The sequence below is a fragment of the Bacillus carboniphilus genome (assembly GCF_039522365.1).
GTDB classification, from domain to species: domain Bacteria; phylum Bacillota; class Bacilli; order Bacillales; family JC228; genus Bacillus_BF; species Bacillus_BF carboniphilus.
The window spans coordinates 19,342-34,839 of the sequence record NZ_BAAADJ010000059.1; the positions used below are offsets into that span (position 1 = coordinate 19,342).

Genomic DNA, 15,498 nt, shown 5'->3' on the forward strand with positions numbered 1-15,498 from the left:
TAACAATACATTTAATCTATTATGGTCAAAACAACATTGTGATGGGGATTGTAGGGTTTCTGGTTATCCTCCTTTTGATTGTTAAAAGGAGACCCTTTTTGTTCCTATTGACCCTTTGTATATGTGTTTTCTCCGTCAGAGCCGAGATCAGCATGCAATCATCATCTGGTTGGACGGAGGGGGATAGTAAAATCTTAAAAGTCTATTTCAATCAGTCACCTGAAGTTATGGGAAATAAAGCGAGATCTATTGTAAATACCACTTCAGGAGATAAAGTACAAATTGAAATTCAAGATCTAAATGCGATAGGTTTTATTGAACCGGGGATGAGGTGTACTGTCGAAGGAAGCCTCATCTCACCACCTACCCCAACAAATTTTAACGCATTTGATTATCGGCAGTACCTTCAAACAAAAGGGGTCCAATGGATTTTTAAAGTTAACACTATTTATAAACCTGATTGTTTGTTTGATCCCTCTTTCTTTTCTTTCACTTTTACCCACCAGCTCCGAGACCAGATAAAACAGATTCTAAATGATCGGCTTCCTTCTCCCACTAAAGAATTAACTATAGCTTTATTACTGGGAGATAGGGATGGAATTGAAAGTCATGTCCTTAAAGCATACGAAAATTTGGGGATCGTTCATTTGTTAGCAATCTCAGGTTTACATGTAGGTTTGATATCTGCTGTATTTATAGGGCTATGTATCCGGTTTAAAATGACGCGTAAAACGGCTGTTATTTTTTTGATTGCAATCTTCCCATTTTATACAGTAATAGCTGGTGGCGCATCTTCCGTTACACGTGCTGTTTCTATGGTGTGTATTGGGCTGATAGGGTACTTGCTTAAAATCCGTTTTCCTCTCATTTACATTGTTTCTCTTGCCTTTTTTAGTATGATTTTCATTCAGCCCTTTGTAATCTATAGTGTGGGTTTTCAGCTTTCCTATTCGGTCTCATCAGCATTGATTCTCTCGATACAATATGTATTTTCCAAGCCATTAAATCCAGTGAAGCAAGTTTTTATCGTTTCTTTTGTAGCGACATTAAGCTCGTTACCGTTCCTCTTGTACCACTTTTATTCTTTTTCTCCTTTTAGTGTCTTACTTAACCTATTGTATGTTCCTCTATATTCTTTCATCATCTTGCCTTCCAGTTGGTTATTAGGGATTCTCTCCATTGTTATTGGAGAGTTACCACGACTTATTTTAGACTCATTCAATTTCGTTATTTCGTTAGCTCATCGTTTAGCATTATGGGTAAATGAGCTACCCTTTTCAAGTATTACCGTAGGAAGACCCACTGTTATACAGATGTGTATTTTCATTATTGGAATTTTCATTTTGATGGTGAGATTAGAGGGCAGGAAATCAAATGTGAAGGCTTTTGTTTTTATAATGACATTATCAAGTAGTGTCCTGCTCATTCCCAACGTAAATTCAATCGTTACCATGATTGATATTGGACAAGGTGACTCAATATTAATTCAAATGCCATTAAATAAAGGAACTTACCTAATAGATACCGGTGGTGCTGATTGGGACCAGGAGAAGGATGAAGAAGACCAATATATTGCAGCTAGATCCATTTTAATTCCCTATTTAAAAAGTCTTGGTATAACAAAAGTAGATAAACTGATCATTACTCATGGGGACTTAGATCATGCAGGTGGGACATTGCTTTTAATGGAGGAGTTCAAAATTTCAGAGCTTGTGTTAGGAAAAAAACTCCTTTTTTCGGATTTGGAAAAGGATATTCTGGGTAAAGCAAAAGCAGAAGGAATTCACATCCATTATGCGAAAGAAGGAGATTACTGGGAAACACTCGGGGGAAGGTTTGAGATTTTATCACCAGAGGGTAAAGAGGTAAATGAGAATGACCGTTCAATTGTTATCAAAGCTAAGATTCATGATATTGGGTTTCTCTTTACAGGGGACATATCAAAGGAAAAAGAACAAACGATCATCCGTCGTTATCCAAATCTAAAAGCAGATGTATTAAAAGTGGGTCATCATGGAAGCAATACCTCTACTTCGAATATTTTTTTAAGAAAGCTTAATCCCAGTTATGCTCTCATAAGTGTGGGGAGAAAAAATTGGTATGGTCATCCACACAAAGAAGTGTTAGAGAGATTAGCTACCGAAGAAATTCAGGTCTTGAGAACAGATGAAAATGGTGCCATTCAAATAAAAATAAATCCCTTTTTCGGTGGAACCATCCGGACGAAAATGCCATAAGATATAGCAAAAGTTATGAACGAAAAAGAGACTACAAAAAAGTAGTCTCTCATTACTCGTTATTCATTTAGCTTGATTAACGGCCAAAAAACTCAACTAATGTAGCAATAATGAACATAGTTGCAAAAAATCCGAATGAAACGATGAAGCCTACACCGGAGTCTACAGCGTCATTACGTTTGCTTTGAACTTCCTTCTCAAACTGATTCACTTACTACCCCTCCTATTTCCATATTAGTATAAATTATTGGTTGGTAAAAATCTACCCTTTGTATCCAGTTAACGGATTTGTCACAAACACATTACTAAATATGACAAGAGTTTACACAAATACTTTATCTCTGTCAGGTCAAACTAGATATTACAATGGGATTCCGCCACTGAAAGAGGGTCCTAGGTCTTTTTCATTGGCGTTTAAATAAAGGGGAATTGGCTTATCCGTTAGCCAATTCCTTTTGTACTTTAAATTGTCCATAGCTTATAATAGTCTAGGTATTGCACCATTGGACTTATTTACTTACGATAGTATAAAAAGGATTGGAACGATTATACATGGATGTTTGGAAACAAATCAAAAAAGGGCAGTTCTCTCCCATTTATTTAATATGCGGCACGGAAAGTTTTATTATGAATAAAACGAAACATTTAATTTTAAAAAATGCACTAGATGATGAAAATATGGATTTTAACTATTCACAGTATGATATGGAAGAAACACTTGTTGAAACGGCGGTTGACGATGCACGAACTCTTCCGTTTCTCGGTGAGAGACGAGTGGTGGTCATTGAAAAACCATTCTTTCTTACCGGAGAAAAGAAAAACAATGTACCCGAACATACGTTAGATCAATTGGAAGAATACATAAAAGACCCGAACCCGAGTACCATTTTTATTATTTATGCGCAGTACGACAAACTGGATGAACGGAAAAAACTAACCAAATTATTAAGGAAAGAAGCTGAGGTTGTAGAGGCAAAACCACTCTCAGGTTACCATCTTGAACAGTGGATAAAGGAACAAGTTGATGTAGCAAAGCTTCACATGGATCAACGGGCAATTGAAACGCTTATGCAGCTTGGAGGGACCCAGCTTTCAACCTTAAATAAGGAAATTGAAAAGTTAGCACTATATGCTGGTGAGCAGAATAGAGTTTCAGCGGAGGAAGTGGAGTTATTAGTATCCAAATCATTAGAGACAAACATTTTTTCGTTTGTAGATAAAGTGGTTCGAAAGGATACAAAACAAAGCTTTATGATATTAACAGACTTACTAAAACAAAAAGAAGAGCCGATAAAGATTGTGGCATTATTAGCATCTCAGTTTAGACTTATTTACCAGGTGAAGTCATATTCGCAAAAAGGATATGGGCAAAAGCAAATGGCTTCTCTTATAGGGGCAGCTCCGTTTCGGATTCAAATTGCTTCTAAGCAGAGCGCTTTATTTGAACAACATGAACTTTATGCGATTATGCAAGCATTCGCTCAAGCTGATTACGAGATGAAAACGGGGAAAATGGAAAAAGAGTTAATCCTTGAACTACTACTCTTAAAAATTCACCAAATAAGAAACAAAAAAACAGCGCTGTAAAGGCGCTGTTTATGCGTTTAGTGATTGAACTTGTTTTGCTAAGCGAGACTTTTTACGAGCAGCTGCATTTTTGTGGATTAATCCTTTAGTAGCTGCTTTATCAAGTTGCTTGCCTGCGAAAGAGATAGAAGCCTTTGCTGCTTCAACGTCTTTATTAGCGATCGCTGCTTCAACTTTCTTCACTGCTGTACGCATTGCAGATTTTTGAGCTGCGTTAAGAGCGTTACGTTTATCAGTTGTTTTAACACGTTTGATAGCTGACTTAATATTTGGCATGCTAGTCACCTCCTAATCGGACTTTGGAGTTGTATCATAACTCGTTTTCATTACCTTATTTTTTAATAAGAACAAGTGATATTCTAACAAAGCAACTACTTAAATGCAATAGTTTAATTAAAACTATCACGTTTAGCATTGACCTTGGTATAGTATTCACACTTAGTTGTCTTGCTTTTCAATGATTAACGCTATACTTCATTTTCACCAAGCCCGGTCCTCATACCCACTTAATGGTTACCATCACCACACTGTTCTCCAAAAAACCAATATCACAAGAAGATTAACCCATACTAATTCTGTATGAAGTTACCAAGAAAAGGCGAACCTATTGATGAGAAATAGAGATGTTAAGGAGTGAAAATGGTATGGGTGAAAAAATGGATTTATCTATGTATTCAGTTCGTACGGATTTAGCCGTAGAGGCAAGGGAAATGGTCGTGGAGCAACAAGACCAGGAGCAAAAGGAAACTCTATCCGAGATACAAGGAGTTCAGATAAAGGACCGTGAAGAGGAAGGAATTAAAATTACAGAGGTTATCATTTCTGAAGCTGGATCCGAAACTATTGGAAAGAAACCAGGAAGGTACTTAACGGTCGAAGCACAAGGTATTAGACAGCAGGATACCGTATATCAACAAAAGGTAGAAGAAGTTTTGGCTAGAGAGTTTAGCACTTTTCTAGCTGATAAAGGGATTTCAAAGGATGCTTCTTGTTTAGTAGTTGGACTTGGTAACTGGAATGTGACGCCGGATGCGCTCGGCCCACTTGTGTGTGAAAACCTATATGTAACAAGACATTTATTTGAGTTGCAACCTCATGCTGTTGAAGAAGGCTACCGACCTGTAAGTGCTTTGGCGCCTGGGGTTATGGGGCTAACGGGAATTGAAACAAGTGATATTATTTTTGGTGTGGTCAATAAAACAAAGCCCGACTTTGTGATTGCCATAGATGCCTTAGCTTCTAGGTCAATAGAAAGAGTGAATTCTACTATTCAAATCTCTGATAGCGGGATCCATCCTGGCTCAGGTGTGGGAAATAAGCGAAAAGAAATCAGTGAAGAAACGCTTGGTATCCCTGTAATCGCAATTGGAGTACCGACTGTAGTAGATGCAGTAACGATTACGAGCGATACGATTGATTTTATATTAAAGCATTTTGGTAGAGAAATATCTGAACAAGGAAAGCCATCAAAGGCTTTGACACCGGCAGGGATGACTTTTGGCGAAAAAAAGGTGTATACAGATGAGGACCTTCCTAGCGAAGAGCATAGAAAATCATTTCTTGGTTTAGTAGGGACGCTAGAAGACGACGAAAAGAGGAAGTTAATTTCGGAAGTACTAGCTCCTATTGGCCATAACCTGATGGTTACACCTAAAGAAGTAGATGTCTTCATAGAAGATACTGCGAATCTTGTGGCAACAGCATTAAATGCAGCATTACATGAATCTGTTGACCAGTCAGATGCAGGATTTAAAACAAGATAAGTTTTACTTTGGACGATAGGGTTCTACTTTCTCTATTAAATTCATATGGTAGAAGTAAGTTATAGAAGAGAGGAGAACAGAATTTGAAACCTATTCGTCCGACTAGTCCCTTTATCACTATTAACGCGCTACCAGTTGTAAAAGTCATTGGATTCTTTTTTGTCACCTTGCTTCTTCTTTTTTCTTTAAGTGGAGCCATTACAAAGCTGAATCACCAGCTAGGTCTTTCATCTTTAAATGTGCATAATGCAGTTTCGAAGCTTAATATCGAAGCTTTATATGCGGTGATGGGAACGGAAAATCGACTTTTTCTAAAGGGTTTACCTGAGGAAAAACAACAGATTCCCATCGCAAAGCCGTTACTTACCATGACAACCAGTATCGATTTTGATCAACCGAAGTCTTTCTTAGGAAAAGAACTGCCAGGATTATACCATTATGAGCGGAATGTCGTTGCGCCAAGAGATGGTAGTGATTATACAGACATGCCTGTTGAAACACCGCCACCTGAAAGCGGGATTGAAAAGGATGCTCCAGTCAAGAATGTGGATGATTTAGATGAAAAAGAGCCCCCTTCTGAAGCAGATACACCACCTATTGAGCAAACAACAGGTGATAAAGACGTTGTATATATTTATTTTACACATAATCATGAGTCATTTTTGCCTCACCTTGAAGGAGTTACAGAACCAAATTTATCTTATCACTCTGAAGTAAATATAACGAGACTAGGGGACCGATTAAAAGATGGCTTAGAAGCAAAAGGTATTGGAACATCCGTTGATAAAACAGATATCATGGGGAAAATTATAAGTGGAGAATATGACTTTGCGGATGCCTACGATTTGTCTCGGCCAGTCGTTCAGGAAGCCTTAGCTACGAATCGTGATGTTTCCTATGTTATTGATATTCATCGTGATGCGCAGCCTCGTGAAAAGACGACGATTGAAATTGATGGTAAAAGCTATGCGAAAGTCATGTTTGTATATGGAAGAGAAAATCCAAACTATGAAGAAAATAAAAAAATAGCCGACGAACTTCATAAAAGGTTGAATGAAGCATACCCAGGGATCAGTAGAGATGTTTTTCCGAGAGCAGGAATTGGTGTTGACGGTGTTTATAATCAAGATCTACATGGAAATGCATTACTCATTGAAATCGGAGGCTATGAAAATACATTTGAGGAACTTTTTAATACGGCAGATGCTTTTGCTGAAGTATTTAGTGAGTTTTACTGGCAAGCTGAAGCAGTCAATGCAGAAGAGGAAACTAGTAAAACAGAGCAGTAATGGATAGTTGTGTGGTTCAATTTAGCAGAAAACTCATCGTACAAAGGAGTATGAGAGATGAAGAAGTTTACTCTTAAAGTTGTCGCCATTATATTTGTCCTGTTCTTTGGGGTCCTCATTGGTATGCAGTATGCCAATGAGGGGCTTGTGAAAATGAGGGGTGTTAGTGACCCGAAATTTGAACAGCCTATATCTGTTGAACAAGCCTCAGCGGGGGAAGTCGAAGCGTCCTTTTTAGGGAATAATCTCTCTACGCATGATCTTGAAGCGAAACAACAAAGACTTGAGGAAGTAAAGTCTTACAACATTTTCTCAACGATTGGGCGAGGTTTGGCCCAGTTTATTACGGGTGTGATCAAGGGGATTTTATCACTCCTGGGGACGATTGTGAGTTTATTTGCTTAATAAAGGATGAGGGGACACATTTCTCCTCGTCCTTTTAATTTTCATTCATTTAGCCGGATACAGGTTCCGTTCATTTAGTGAAAATTAAAGACTGCCTTATTCCTTTGTCCATTTATTTCTCCAATCAATTGAATCTTTCTCCATGCGCTGATATAATCAAAAATAGTGTATTTTGCGGTAAATTAGTAGGAGTGAACCCGATGAATAGAGAAGACAGACTGAAAAGGCAAGCGCGGATTCGAAATTTTTCCATTATTGCTCATATTGATCATGGAAAATCCACACTTGCAGACCGAATACTAGAAAAAACAAATGCATTAACAGCTCGTGAAATGAAAGAACAGCTACTAGATTCGATGGATCTTGAGAGAGAGCGTGGAATTACGATTAAATTAAATGCTGTTCAATTAAAATATAAAGCTAAAGATGGCGAAGAATATATTTTCCATCTTATTGATACTCCGGGACACGTAGACTTCACTTATGAAGTTTCTCGAAGCTTAGCAGCCTGTGAGGGGGCAATCCTTGTAGTGGATGCTGCGCAAGGTATTGAAGCTCAAACGTTGGCTAACGTTTATTTAGCGCTCGATAACGATTTGGAAATTTTACCAGTAATCAATAAAATTGACTTACCAAGTGCAGAGCCTGAGAGAGTACGCCAAGAAGTGGAAGATGTCATTGGTCTTGATGCTTCCGATGCAGTGCTTGCTTCAGCGAAAGCTGGAATAGGTATTGAAGATATTTTAGAACAAATTGTTGAAAAAGTTCCTGCGCCTCAAGGTGATCCGGATGGACCGCTTAAAGCCCTTATTTTTGACTCACTTTATGACCCTTATCGTGGGGTAGTTGCCTACATCCGAATTGTTGAAGGTACTGTAAAACCAGGGGACAAAATAAAAATGATGGCAACAGGTAAAGAATTTGAAGTAACCGAAGTGGGAGTGTTCAACCCGAAAGCAGTTCTATGTGATGAATTAATGGTAGGGGACGTTGGCTTCTTAACGGCGGCTATTAAAAATGTCAGTGATACAAGAGTTGGGGACACCATTACAAATGCTAAAAAAGGTGCGACTGAGGCATTGCCTGGTTACCGTAAGTTGAACCCAATGGTTTTCTGTGGTCTGTACCCAATTGACTCATCCAAATTTAATGACCTGAGAGAAGCACTTGAGAAGCTTGAATTAAATGATTCTGCTCTTCAATTTGAGCCAGAAACGTCACAAGCGTTAGGCTTTGGCTTCCGATGTGGTTTCTTAGGACTCCTTCATATGGAAATCATTCAAGAACGTATTGAGAGAGAGTTTAAAATTGACCTAATCACTACTGCTCCGAGTGTAATTTATAATGTATTTATGACCGATGGGGCTGAAGTGCGTGTAGATAACCCATCTAATATGCCAGACCCTCAAAAAATAGACAGAGTAGAAGAGCCGTATGTAAAAGCAACCATTATGGTTCCAAATGATTATGTTGGGGCTGTTATGGAAATTTGTCAGGAAAAACGCGGGATTTTTATTGATATGCAGTACCTAGATGAGAATCGTGTTAGCATCATCTATGAGATTCCTTTATCTGAGATTGTCTATGACTTCTTCGACCAATTAAAATCATCTACAAAAGGATACGCATCCTTTGATTACGAGCTTATTGGTTACAAAGCTTCAAAGCTTGTGAAAATGGATATACTCCTTAATGCTGAACGGGTCGATGCTCTAAGCTTTATTGTGCACAAGGACTCAGCTTATGAGCGAGGAAAGGTAATCGTTGATAAATTAAGAGAACTAATCCCAAGACAGCATTTCGAAGTACCAATTCAGGCAGCGATTGGCCAAAAGATTGTGGCACGTTCCACAATTAAAGCCATGCGTAAAAACGTATTAGCGAAATGTTATGGTGGAGATATCTCCCGTAAACGTAAGCTATTAGAAAAACAAAAAGAAGGTAAAAAACGTATGAAACAAGTGGGATCTGTTGAGGTTCCGCAAGAAGCGTTTATGGCCGTTCTTAAAATGGACGATAGTCAATCGAAGAAATCATAAGGTAGAGGAGGTTGGAGAAGTTCCAGCCTCTTTTTCTATCACTCGAGGTGAGATCATTTTGATTCAATCAGCTTATATTCATATTCCATTTTGTCACCAAATTTGTCATTACTGTGATTTTAATAAATTTTTTATTCAAGGTCAGCCGGTAGAGGCTTATTTAGACTCTCTTGAAAAAGAAATGGAGCTCGTGTTAAAGCAGTATCCAGTTAATCAGCCTTTAAAAACGATATATGTTGGTGGTGGTACACCGACATCACTAAATCCAAATCAACTTAAGCGGCTACTTGAAATTATTCAAATTCACTTACCACATAGTCAAGATTATGAATATACATTTGAAGCCAACCCTGAAGATTTGGTTGAATCGAAGCTATCGCTATTGAAGGACTTTGGTGTGAATCGATTAAGTATTGGGGTTCAGACCTTTGATGATGTAGTTTTAAAAGAAATTGGTAGGACTCATAGGAAAGAGGAAGTTCTTTCAGGAATCCGAACAGCCCAAGAAGTCGGTTTTGAAAATATGAGTATAGATTTAATGTATAGCCTACCTAAGCAAACACTAGAGAGTGTGAAAGACTCGGTAGACACAGCCCTCGAACTACAGATTCCACATCTCTCTCTTTACTCTTTGATTGTTGAACCTAAGACGGTTTTCTATAATCAAATGAAAAAAGGTAAATTGAGTTTACCAAGCCAGGATTTAGAGGCTGATATGTATGACTATATTATTGAAACTTTATTCGAAAACAACTATAACCAATATGAAATCAGTAATTTTGCAAAAAAGGGTTTTGAAAGTAGACATAACCTAACATATTGGGATAATGAATCCTATTATGGATTTGGAGCAGGAGCTCATAGTTATTTAGGGGGGACCCGTAGAGGGAATTTTGGACCCTTAAAAAAATATATGAGTAAGATTGAGGAAGGTGATTTCCCAGTCTTAGAGGAAACTCCATTAAGTAGAAAAGAACAAATGGAAGAAGAATTATTTTTAGGTCTTCGCAAAACAAAAGGGGTAAGTTTAAGTAGGTTTGAACAAAGGTATGGAGAAAACCTGCTGTCGGTGTATAAGGAAAGCATCAATGAATTAACTGAAAAAGAACTTGTTATGATAGAAAATGACTTCATCTTCCTATCCAAAAAAGGAAGGTTTTTAGGGAATGAAGTTTTTCAAGCGTTTCTTCAGGATTAAATCCATTGACATCTATGGCGCCATTTGATACTTTAATGTATAGATTTAGCACTCAGTAATTAAGAGTGCTAATAGAGGTGATGAGCATTGCTTACAGAACGTCAATTGTTAATTTTACAAGTGATTATTGATGACTTTATTCGTTCTGCTCAACCCGTTGGGTCACGTTCATTATCTAAGAAAGAAGAAATTTCTTATAGTTCAGCAACGATAAGGAACGAAATGGCTGATTTGGAGGATTTAGGGTTTATTGAAAAAACTCATACGTCTTCTGGGAGAGTTCCTTCTGAAAAAGGGTATAGGTATTATGTAGACCATCTCCTTTCTCCGAATCATATTTCGGTGAACGATATGTCTAAAATAAAATCTATCTTTGCAGATCGAATTTATGAACTCGAAAAAGTCATTCAAAAATCCGCACAGATTTTATCGGATTTAACCAATTATACATCGATTGCCTTGGGGCCGAAGTTTAAGGAACATAAGCTGAAAAAACTAGAGATTGTTCCAATCAATGATGAGACAGCAGTAGCAATCATCATCACGGATACTGGTCACGTAGAAAATCGTATGTTTCAACTTCCGCCTTCTATTAGAAGAGAAGACTTAGAGAAACTCATGAACATCTTAAATGAGAGGTTGGAAGGAGTACCATTATACGATTTACGGAATAAGATTTTTAAAGAAATCTCAATTGTTCTGAAAAAGCATATACAAAATTACGATGACATGCTTGCCAATATGGGAGATACCTTTGAAATTTCATTGCATGATAAATTATTTTTTAGTGGGAAGACCAATATCTTAAATCAGCCTGAATTTCATGACGTGGAAACATTCCGTTCATTGATGTCAGTCATTGAAAATCAAGATGAAAGTCTATACCAAATCATGCGAAAAAATCCATCTGGAATCCATGTTAGAATTGGCCGTGAAATTAACACATCTGCAATGGAAAATTGTTCGTTGATTACGGCTACGTATACAATGGGGGAGGAACCTGTTGGAACTATTGCCCTACTTGGTCCTAAAAGAATGGATTATTCAAGAGCGATCACTTTACTGAACTATTTAGGTAATGACTTGACATCCGTTCTAAACAAGTTGTATCATTCTTAATTTGCATGGGTATACATGAAGATAGAAACTGAGCGAGTTTGATAATAACTTCTCGCTCTTCCTTATGGCCTTTTTACCTTGCAATTAAGATGAATTATAGAGAAATTTTGCTTACTATTTACAGGTGTTCCTGTTGATTGTACTTCAAGGAGGTGAAACCGTTGGAACATAAAAATACAGAACATGATCAAACGGTAATGGAACAAGAAACCAACATAGAAGAAGAGGTTCAAGAAACAGAAGAAACTGTTTCACCTGAAAATCAAAACAATGAACTGGCAGAGGCAATGAAAACAATTGAAGAGCTAAAGCAACAGCTAGAAGAGGCTGAAAATAAACAGCTTCGTATTCAAGCGGATGCTGAGAATTTTAAGCGCCGACTACAAAATGAGAAAATCTCTATTGAAAAATATAAAGCACAAAGCCTTGTCACTGAATTATTACCTGCTCTCGACAACTTTGAAAGAGCTTTAAAAGTTGAAAATCCAGATGATGTGTTAAAACCATTTATCCAAGGTATGGAGATGGTATATAAAGCAATCATTGAGGCATTGAAGAGAGAAGGAGTAGAGCCTATTGAAGCAGTAGGACAACCTTTTGATCCACATCTTCATCAAGCTGTTATGACTGAAAGTAACAGTGAAATGGAGGCAGGAGTAGTAATAGAAGAATTCCAAAAAGGCTACAAGTTAAAAGATCGGGTCATTAGACCATCTATGGTAAAGGTAAACGAATAAAACTACATACGTGTTAAGGAGGTTGCTTGACATGAGCAAAATTATTGGAATTGACTTAGGAACAACAAATTCATGTGTTGCAGTATTAGAAGGTGGAGAAGCAAAGGTTATCCCAAATCCAGAAGGAAATCGTACATCTCCATCTGTTGTAGCATTTAAAAACGGAGAACGCCAAGTAGGGGAAGTAGCAAAGCGCCAAGCGATTACAAACCCAAATACCATTATCTCTGTTAAACGCCATATGGGTACAAACTATAAAGTAGAAGCAGAAGGAAAAGAGTTTTCTCCACAAGAAGTATCAGCTATTATCCTGCAGTACTTAAAATCTTATGCTGAAGAATACTTAGGTGAAAAAGTTGAAAAGGCTGTTATTACTGTACCAGCTTATTTTAATGACGCTCAAAGACAAGCTACTAAAGATGCAGGTAAAATTGCTGGTCTTGAAGTAGAACGTATCATAAACGAACCAACTGCTGCTGCGTTAGCATATGGTATGGATAAAATGGACGAAGATCAAACCATTCTTGTTTATGACCTTGGTGGTGGTACATTTGACGTTTCCATCCTTGAATTAGGAGATGGGGTGTTTGAAGTACGTGCTACTGCTGGTGATAACCAACTAGGTGGAGATGACTTTGACCAAGTTATCATTGATTACTTAGTAGAACAATTCAAGAAAGAAAATGGAATTGACCTTTCGAAAGATAAAATGGCATTACAACGCTTAAAAGATGCAGCTGAAAAAGCGAAGAAGGATCTTTCTGGTGTAACAAGTACACAAATCTCATTACCATTTATTACAGCTGGCGAGAGTGGCCCACTTCACCTAGACGTGACCCTTTCACGTGCTAAGTTTGAAGAGCTATCTGCTTCTCTAGTAGAACGTACAATGGAACCTACTCGTCAAGCAATGAGAGATGCAGGTCTTTCTCCATCAGAGATTGATAAAGTTATTCTAGTTGGTGGTTCAACACGTATTCCAGCTGTTCAAGAAGCAATTAAGAAAGAAACTGGAAAAGACCCTCACAAAGGTGTAAACCCTGATGAAGTAGTGGCAATGGGTGCTGCTATTCAAGGTGGAGTTATCACTGGTGATGTGAAAGATGTAGTGCTACTTGACGTAACACCTCTTTCTCTTGGAATCGAGACAATGGGTGGAGTGTTCACGAAGTTAATCGAGAGAAACACAACCATTCCAACATCAAAATCACAAGTATTCTCTACTGCAGCTGATAACCAAACAGGAGTGGATATCCACGTATTACAAGGTGAACGTCCAATGGCAGCGGATAACAAGACATTGGGTCGTTTCCAATTATCAGATATTCCACCAGCACCAAGAGGAGTTCCTCAAATCGAAGTATCCTTCGATATTGATAAAAACGGTATCGTAAATGTCCGTGCTAAAGATTTAGGAACAAATAAAGAGCAAGCCATTACGATTAAATCTTCTTCTGGTCTTTCTGATGAAGAAATCGAAAAAATGGTAAAAGAAGCTGAAGAGAACGCTGAAGCAGATAAGAAGCGTAAAGAAGAAGTTGAATTACGCAACGAAGCGGACCAACTTGTCTTCACTACAGAAAAAACGTTAAAAGATTTAGAAGGTAAAGTGGACGAAGCTGAAGTGAAAAAGGCAGAAGAAGCGAAAGAAGCACTAAAAGCTGCCATCGAAAAGAACGAGCTAGAAGATATTAAAGCAAAGAAAGATGCTCTTCAAGAAATTGTTCAAAACCTTACAATGAAGCTATATGAAGAAGCGCAAAAACAAGCACAAGCTGCTCAAGGTGGAGCAGCAGAAGGTGATGCTACAGGTCAAAAAGATGACGATGTAGTTGATGCTGAATATCAAGAAGTAGACGATGATAAAAAGTAATTAGAAATAGTCAAAGCTGGAAAATCTGGCTTTGACTTTTTTCTAGTAAACAAAAAAAATCAATGTTACAATATTCTTTATGTGAAATAAATCGGGAGTGAGTGTTTTGAGCAAAAGGGACTATTATGAAGTGCTCGGAGTTAGTGAGAGCGCTAGTAAAGAAGAGATAAAAAAAGCATACCGAAAGCTCTCCAAAAAATATCATCCTGACATCAACAAAGAAGCGGATGCTGCAGATAAATTTAAAGAAGTCAAAGAGGCTTATGAAGTGTTGAGCGATGAACAAAAACGCGCCCAATACGATCGATTTGGACATCAAGATCCAAATCAAGGTTTTGGCGGTGGCCAAGGTTTCGGTGGCGGATTTGGATTTGAGGATATATTTGAAACGTTTTTTGGAGGAGGAGGTTCTCGCCGAAGAGATCCTAATGCCCCAAGACAAGGTGCTGACCTTCAGTACACCATGACTGTAACATTTGAGGAAGCAGCTTTTGGAAAAGAGACAACGATTGAAATTCCTAAGGAAGAAACATGTTCAACCTGCTCAGGTAGTGGCGCAAAGCCTGGTACTAAACCAGATACATGCGGGCACTGTCACGGTACAGGCCAATTAAATCAAGAACAGAATACAGCTTTTGGTAGAATCGTTAACCGTAGAGCTTGTCATTATTGTCAAGGAACTGGAAAGATTATTAAAGACAAGTGTTCAACATGTGGTGGCGATGGAACCGTTCAAAAGCGTAAGAAAATCGAGGTTAAGATTCCAGCTGGTATTGATGATGGTCAACAATTACGTGTGACTGGCCAAGGTGAACCAGGTGTGAATGGTGGTCCTGCTGGAGATCTTTACATTGTATTCCGTGTACAACGTCATGAATTTTTCGAACGTGATGGAGATGACATATACTGTGAAATGCCGATAACGTTTGTTCAAGCATCACTCGGTGATGAAATTGAAGTGCCAACTTTACATGGTAGAGTGAAATTGAAAATTCCTGCAGGCACACAAACGGGTACAAGATTCCGTCTAAAAGGAAAAGGAGTACCAAATGTAAGAGGCTACGGTGTTGGTGACCAACATATTCGAGTGAAAATTATAACACCTACAAAACTTTCAGATAAGCAAAAGCAGTTGTTAAGAGAATTTGCTGAGTTAAGTGGAACGGTCCCAGATGAACAACAGGAAAGTTTCTTTGAAAAAGTAAAGAAAGCATTTAGATAAACTCTTATGAATAAGAAATGGAGTTGGTA

Annotated in this window: 13 protein-coding genes; 11 read left to right on the plus strand and 2 right to left on the minus strand. The window is 38.0% G+C overall.

Features of this window, described 5'->3' with window-relative positions:
• The first annotated feature begins 41 nt into the window (after positions 1-41).
• Positions 42-2,237, plus strand: a complete 2,196-nt coding sequence (locus ABDZ91_RS17370; RefSeq protein ID WP_343801850.1) for a DNA internalization-related competence protein ComEC/Rec2 — start codon at positions 42-44, stop codon at positions 2,235-2,237.
• A 76-nt stretch (positions 2,238-2,313) separates the two neighbouring features.
• Here ABDZ91_RS17370 and ABDZ91_RS17375 read toward each other — a convergent pair whose 3' ends face one another.
• Positions 2,314-2,448 (minus strand): YqzM family protein, encoded by a 135-nt coding sequence (locus ABDZ91_RS17375; RefSeq protein WP_343801682.1) that lies wholly within the window; start codon positions 2,446-2,448, stop codon positions 2,314-2,316.
• 341 nt (positions 2,449-2,789) lie between these two features.
• Here ABDZ91_RS17375 and holA point away from each other — a divergent pair, with 341 nt between their 5' ends.
• Positions 2,790-3,824 carry a DNA polymerase III subunit delta gene (gene holA / locus ABDZ91_RS17380; protein ID WP_343801685.1) on the plus strand — a complete coding sequence of 345 codons (1,035 nt, stop codon included), beginning with the start codon at positions 2,790-2,792 and terminating at the stop codon, positions 3,822-3,824.
• Between the two features lie 9 nt (positions 3,825-3,833).
• On the opposite strand, the gene rpsT is transcribed toward holA, so the two are convergent.
• A complete protein-coding gene (gene rpsT, locus ABDZ91_RS17385; protein WP_343801688.1) occupies positions 3,834-4,100 on the minus strand; it encodes a 30S ribosomal protein S20 in 267 nt (88 codons plus the stop codon).
• A 368-nt stretch (positions 4,101-4,468) separates the two neighbouring features.
• Here rpsT and gpr point away from each other — a divergent pair, with 368 nt between their 5' ends.
• The 9 genes from gpr (at position 4,469) to dnaJ (ending at position 15,469) form a co-directional block, all read left to right on the plus strand.
• Positions 4,469-5,587 carry a GPR endopeptidase gene (gpr, locus tag ABDZ91_RS17390; protein WP_343801691.1) on the plus strand — a complete coding sequence of 373 codons (1,119 nt, stop codon included), beginning with the start codon at positions 4,469-4,471 and terminating at the stop codon, positions 5,585-5,587.
• A gap of 83 nt (positions 5,588-5,670) precedes the next feature.
• A complete protein-coding gene (spoIIP, locus tag ABDZ91_RS17395) occupies positions 5,671-6,876 on the plus strand; it encodes a stage II sporulation protein P (protein ID WP_343801694.1) in 1,206 nt (401 codons plus the stop codon).
• 57 nt (positions 6,877-6,933) lie between these two features.
• The gene (locus tag ABDZ91_RS17400; protein WP_343801697.1) at positions 6,934-7,281 is read left to right on the plus strand and encodes a DUF3679 domain-containing protein; all 348 of its coding nucleotides are present in this window, start codon (positions 6,934-6,936) and stop codon (positions 7,279-7,281) included.
• Between the two features lie 200 nt (positions 7,282-7,481).
• Positions 7,482-9,320, plus strand: a complete 1,839-nt coding sequence (lepA, locus tag ABDZ91_RS17405) for a translation elongation factor 4 (protein ID WP_343801700.1) — start codon at positions 7,482-7,484, stop codon at positions 9,318-9,320.
• Positions 9,321-9,378: 58 nt separating this feature from the next.
• Positions 9,379-10,518 (plus strand): radical SAM family heme chaperone HemW, encoded by a 1,140-nt coding sequence (hemW, locus tag ABDZ91_RS17410; RefSeq protein WP_343801703.1) that lies wholly within the window; start codon positions 9,379-9,381, stop codon positions 10,516-10,518.
• Between the two features lie 87 nt (positions 10,519-10,605).
• Positions 10,606-11,637 (plus strand): heat-inducible transcriptional repressor HrcA, encoded by a 1,032-nt coding sequence (hrcA, locus tag ABDZ91_RS17415; protein ID WP_343801706.1) that lies wholly within the window; start codon positions 10,606-10,608, stop codon positions 11,635-11,637.
• 161 nt (positions 11,638-11,798) lie between these two features.
• Entirely contained in the window at positions 11,799-12,374 is a 576-nt protein-coding gene (gene grpE, locus ABDZ91_RS17420) for a nucleotide exchange factor GrpE (RefSeq protein ID WP_343801708.1), read from the plus strand.
• 31 nt (positions 12,375-12,405) lie between these two features.
• Positions 12,406-14,247: a molecular chaperone DnaK gene (gene dnaK / locus ABDZ91_RS17425; RefSeq protein WP_343801711.1), complete on the plus strand. Its 1,842-nt coding sequence runs from the start codon at positions 12,406-12,408 to the stop codon at positions 14,245-14,247.
• 106 nt (positions 14,248-14,353) lie between these two features.
• Complete coding sequence (dnaJ, locus tag ABDZ91_RS17430; RefSeq protein WP_343801714.1) at positions 14,354-15,469, plus strand: molecular chaperone DnaJ; 1,116 nt, start codon at positions 14,354-14,356, stop codon at positions 15,467-15,469.
• Positions 15,470-15,498: the final 29 nt, after the last annotated feature.

What these genes read in the sequence shown, in the direction of transcription:
- ABDZ91_RS17370 (WP_343801850.1), top strand. Translation starts at nt 42, where the DNA reads ATGGGGATTGTAGGGTTTCTGGTTATCCTCCTTTTGATTGTTAAAAGG.
- holA (WP_343801685.1), top strand. Translation starts at nt 2,790, where the DNA reads ATGGATGTTTGGAAACAAATCAAAAAAGGGCAGTTCTCTCCCATTTAT.
- rpsT (WP_343801688.1), bottom strand. Translation starts at nt 4,100, where the DNA reads ATGCCAAATATTAAGTCAGCTATCAAACGTGTTAAAACAACTGATAAA.
- gpr (WP_343801691.1), top strand. Translation starts at nt 4,469, where the DNA reads ATGGGTGAAAAAATGGATTTATCTATGTATTCAGTTCGTACGGATTTA.
- ABDZ91_RS17400 (WP_343801697.1), top strand. Translation starts at nt 6,934, where the DNA reads ATGAAGAAGTTTACTCTTAAAGTTGTCGCCATTATATTTGTCCTGTTC.
- lepA (WP_343801700.1), top strand. Translation starts at nt 7,482, where the DNA reads ATGAATAGAGAAGACAGACTGAAAAGGCAAGCGCGGATTCGAAATTTT.
- dnaK (WP_343801711.1), top strand. Translation starts at nt 12,406, where the DNA reads ATGAGCAAAATTATTGGAATTGACTTAGGAACAACAAATTCATGTGTT.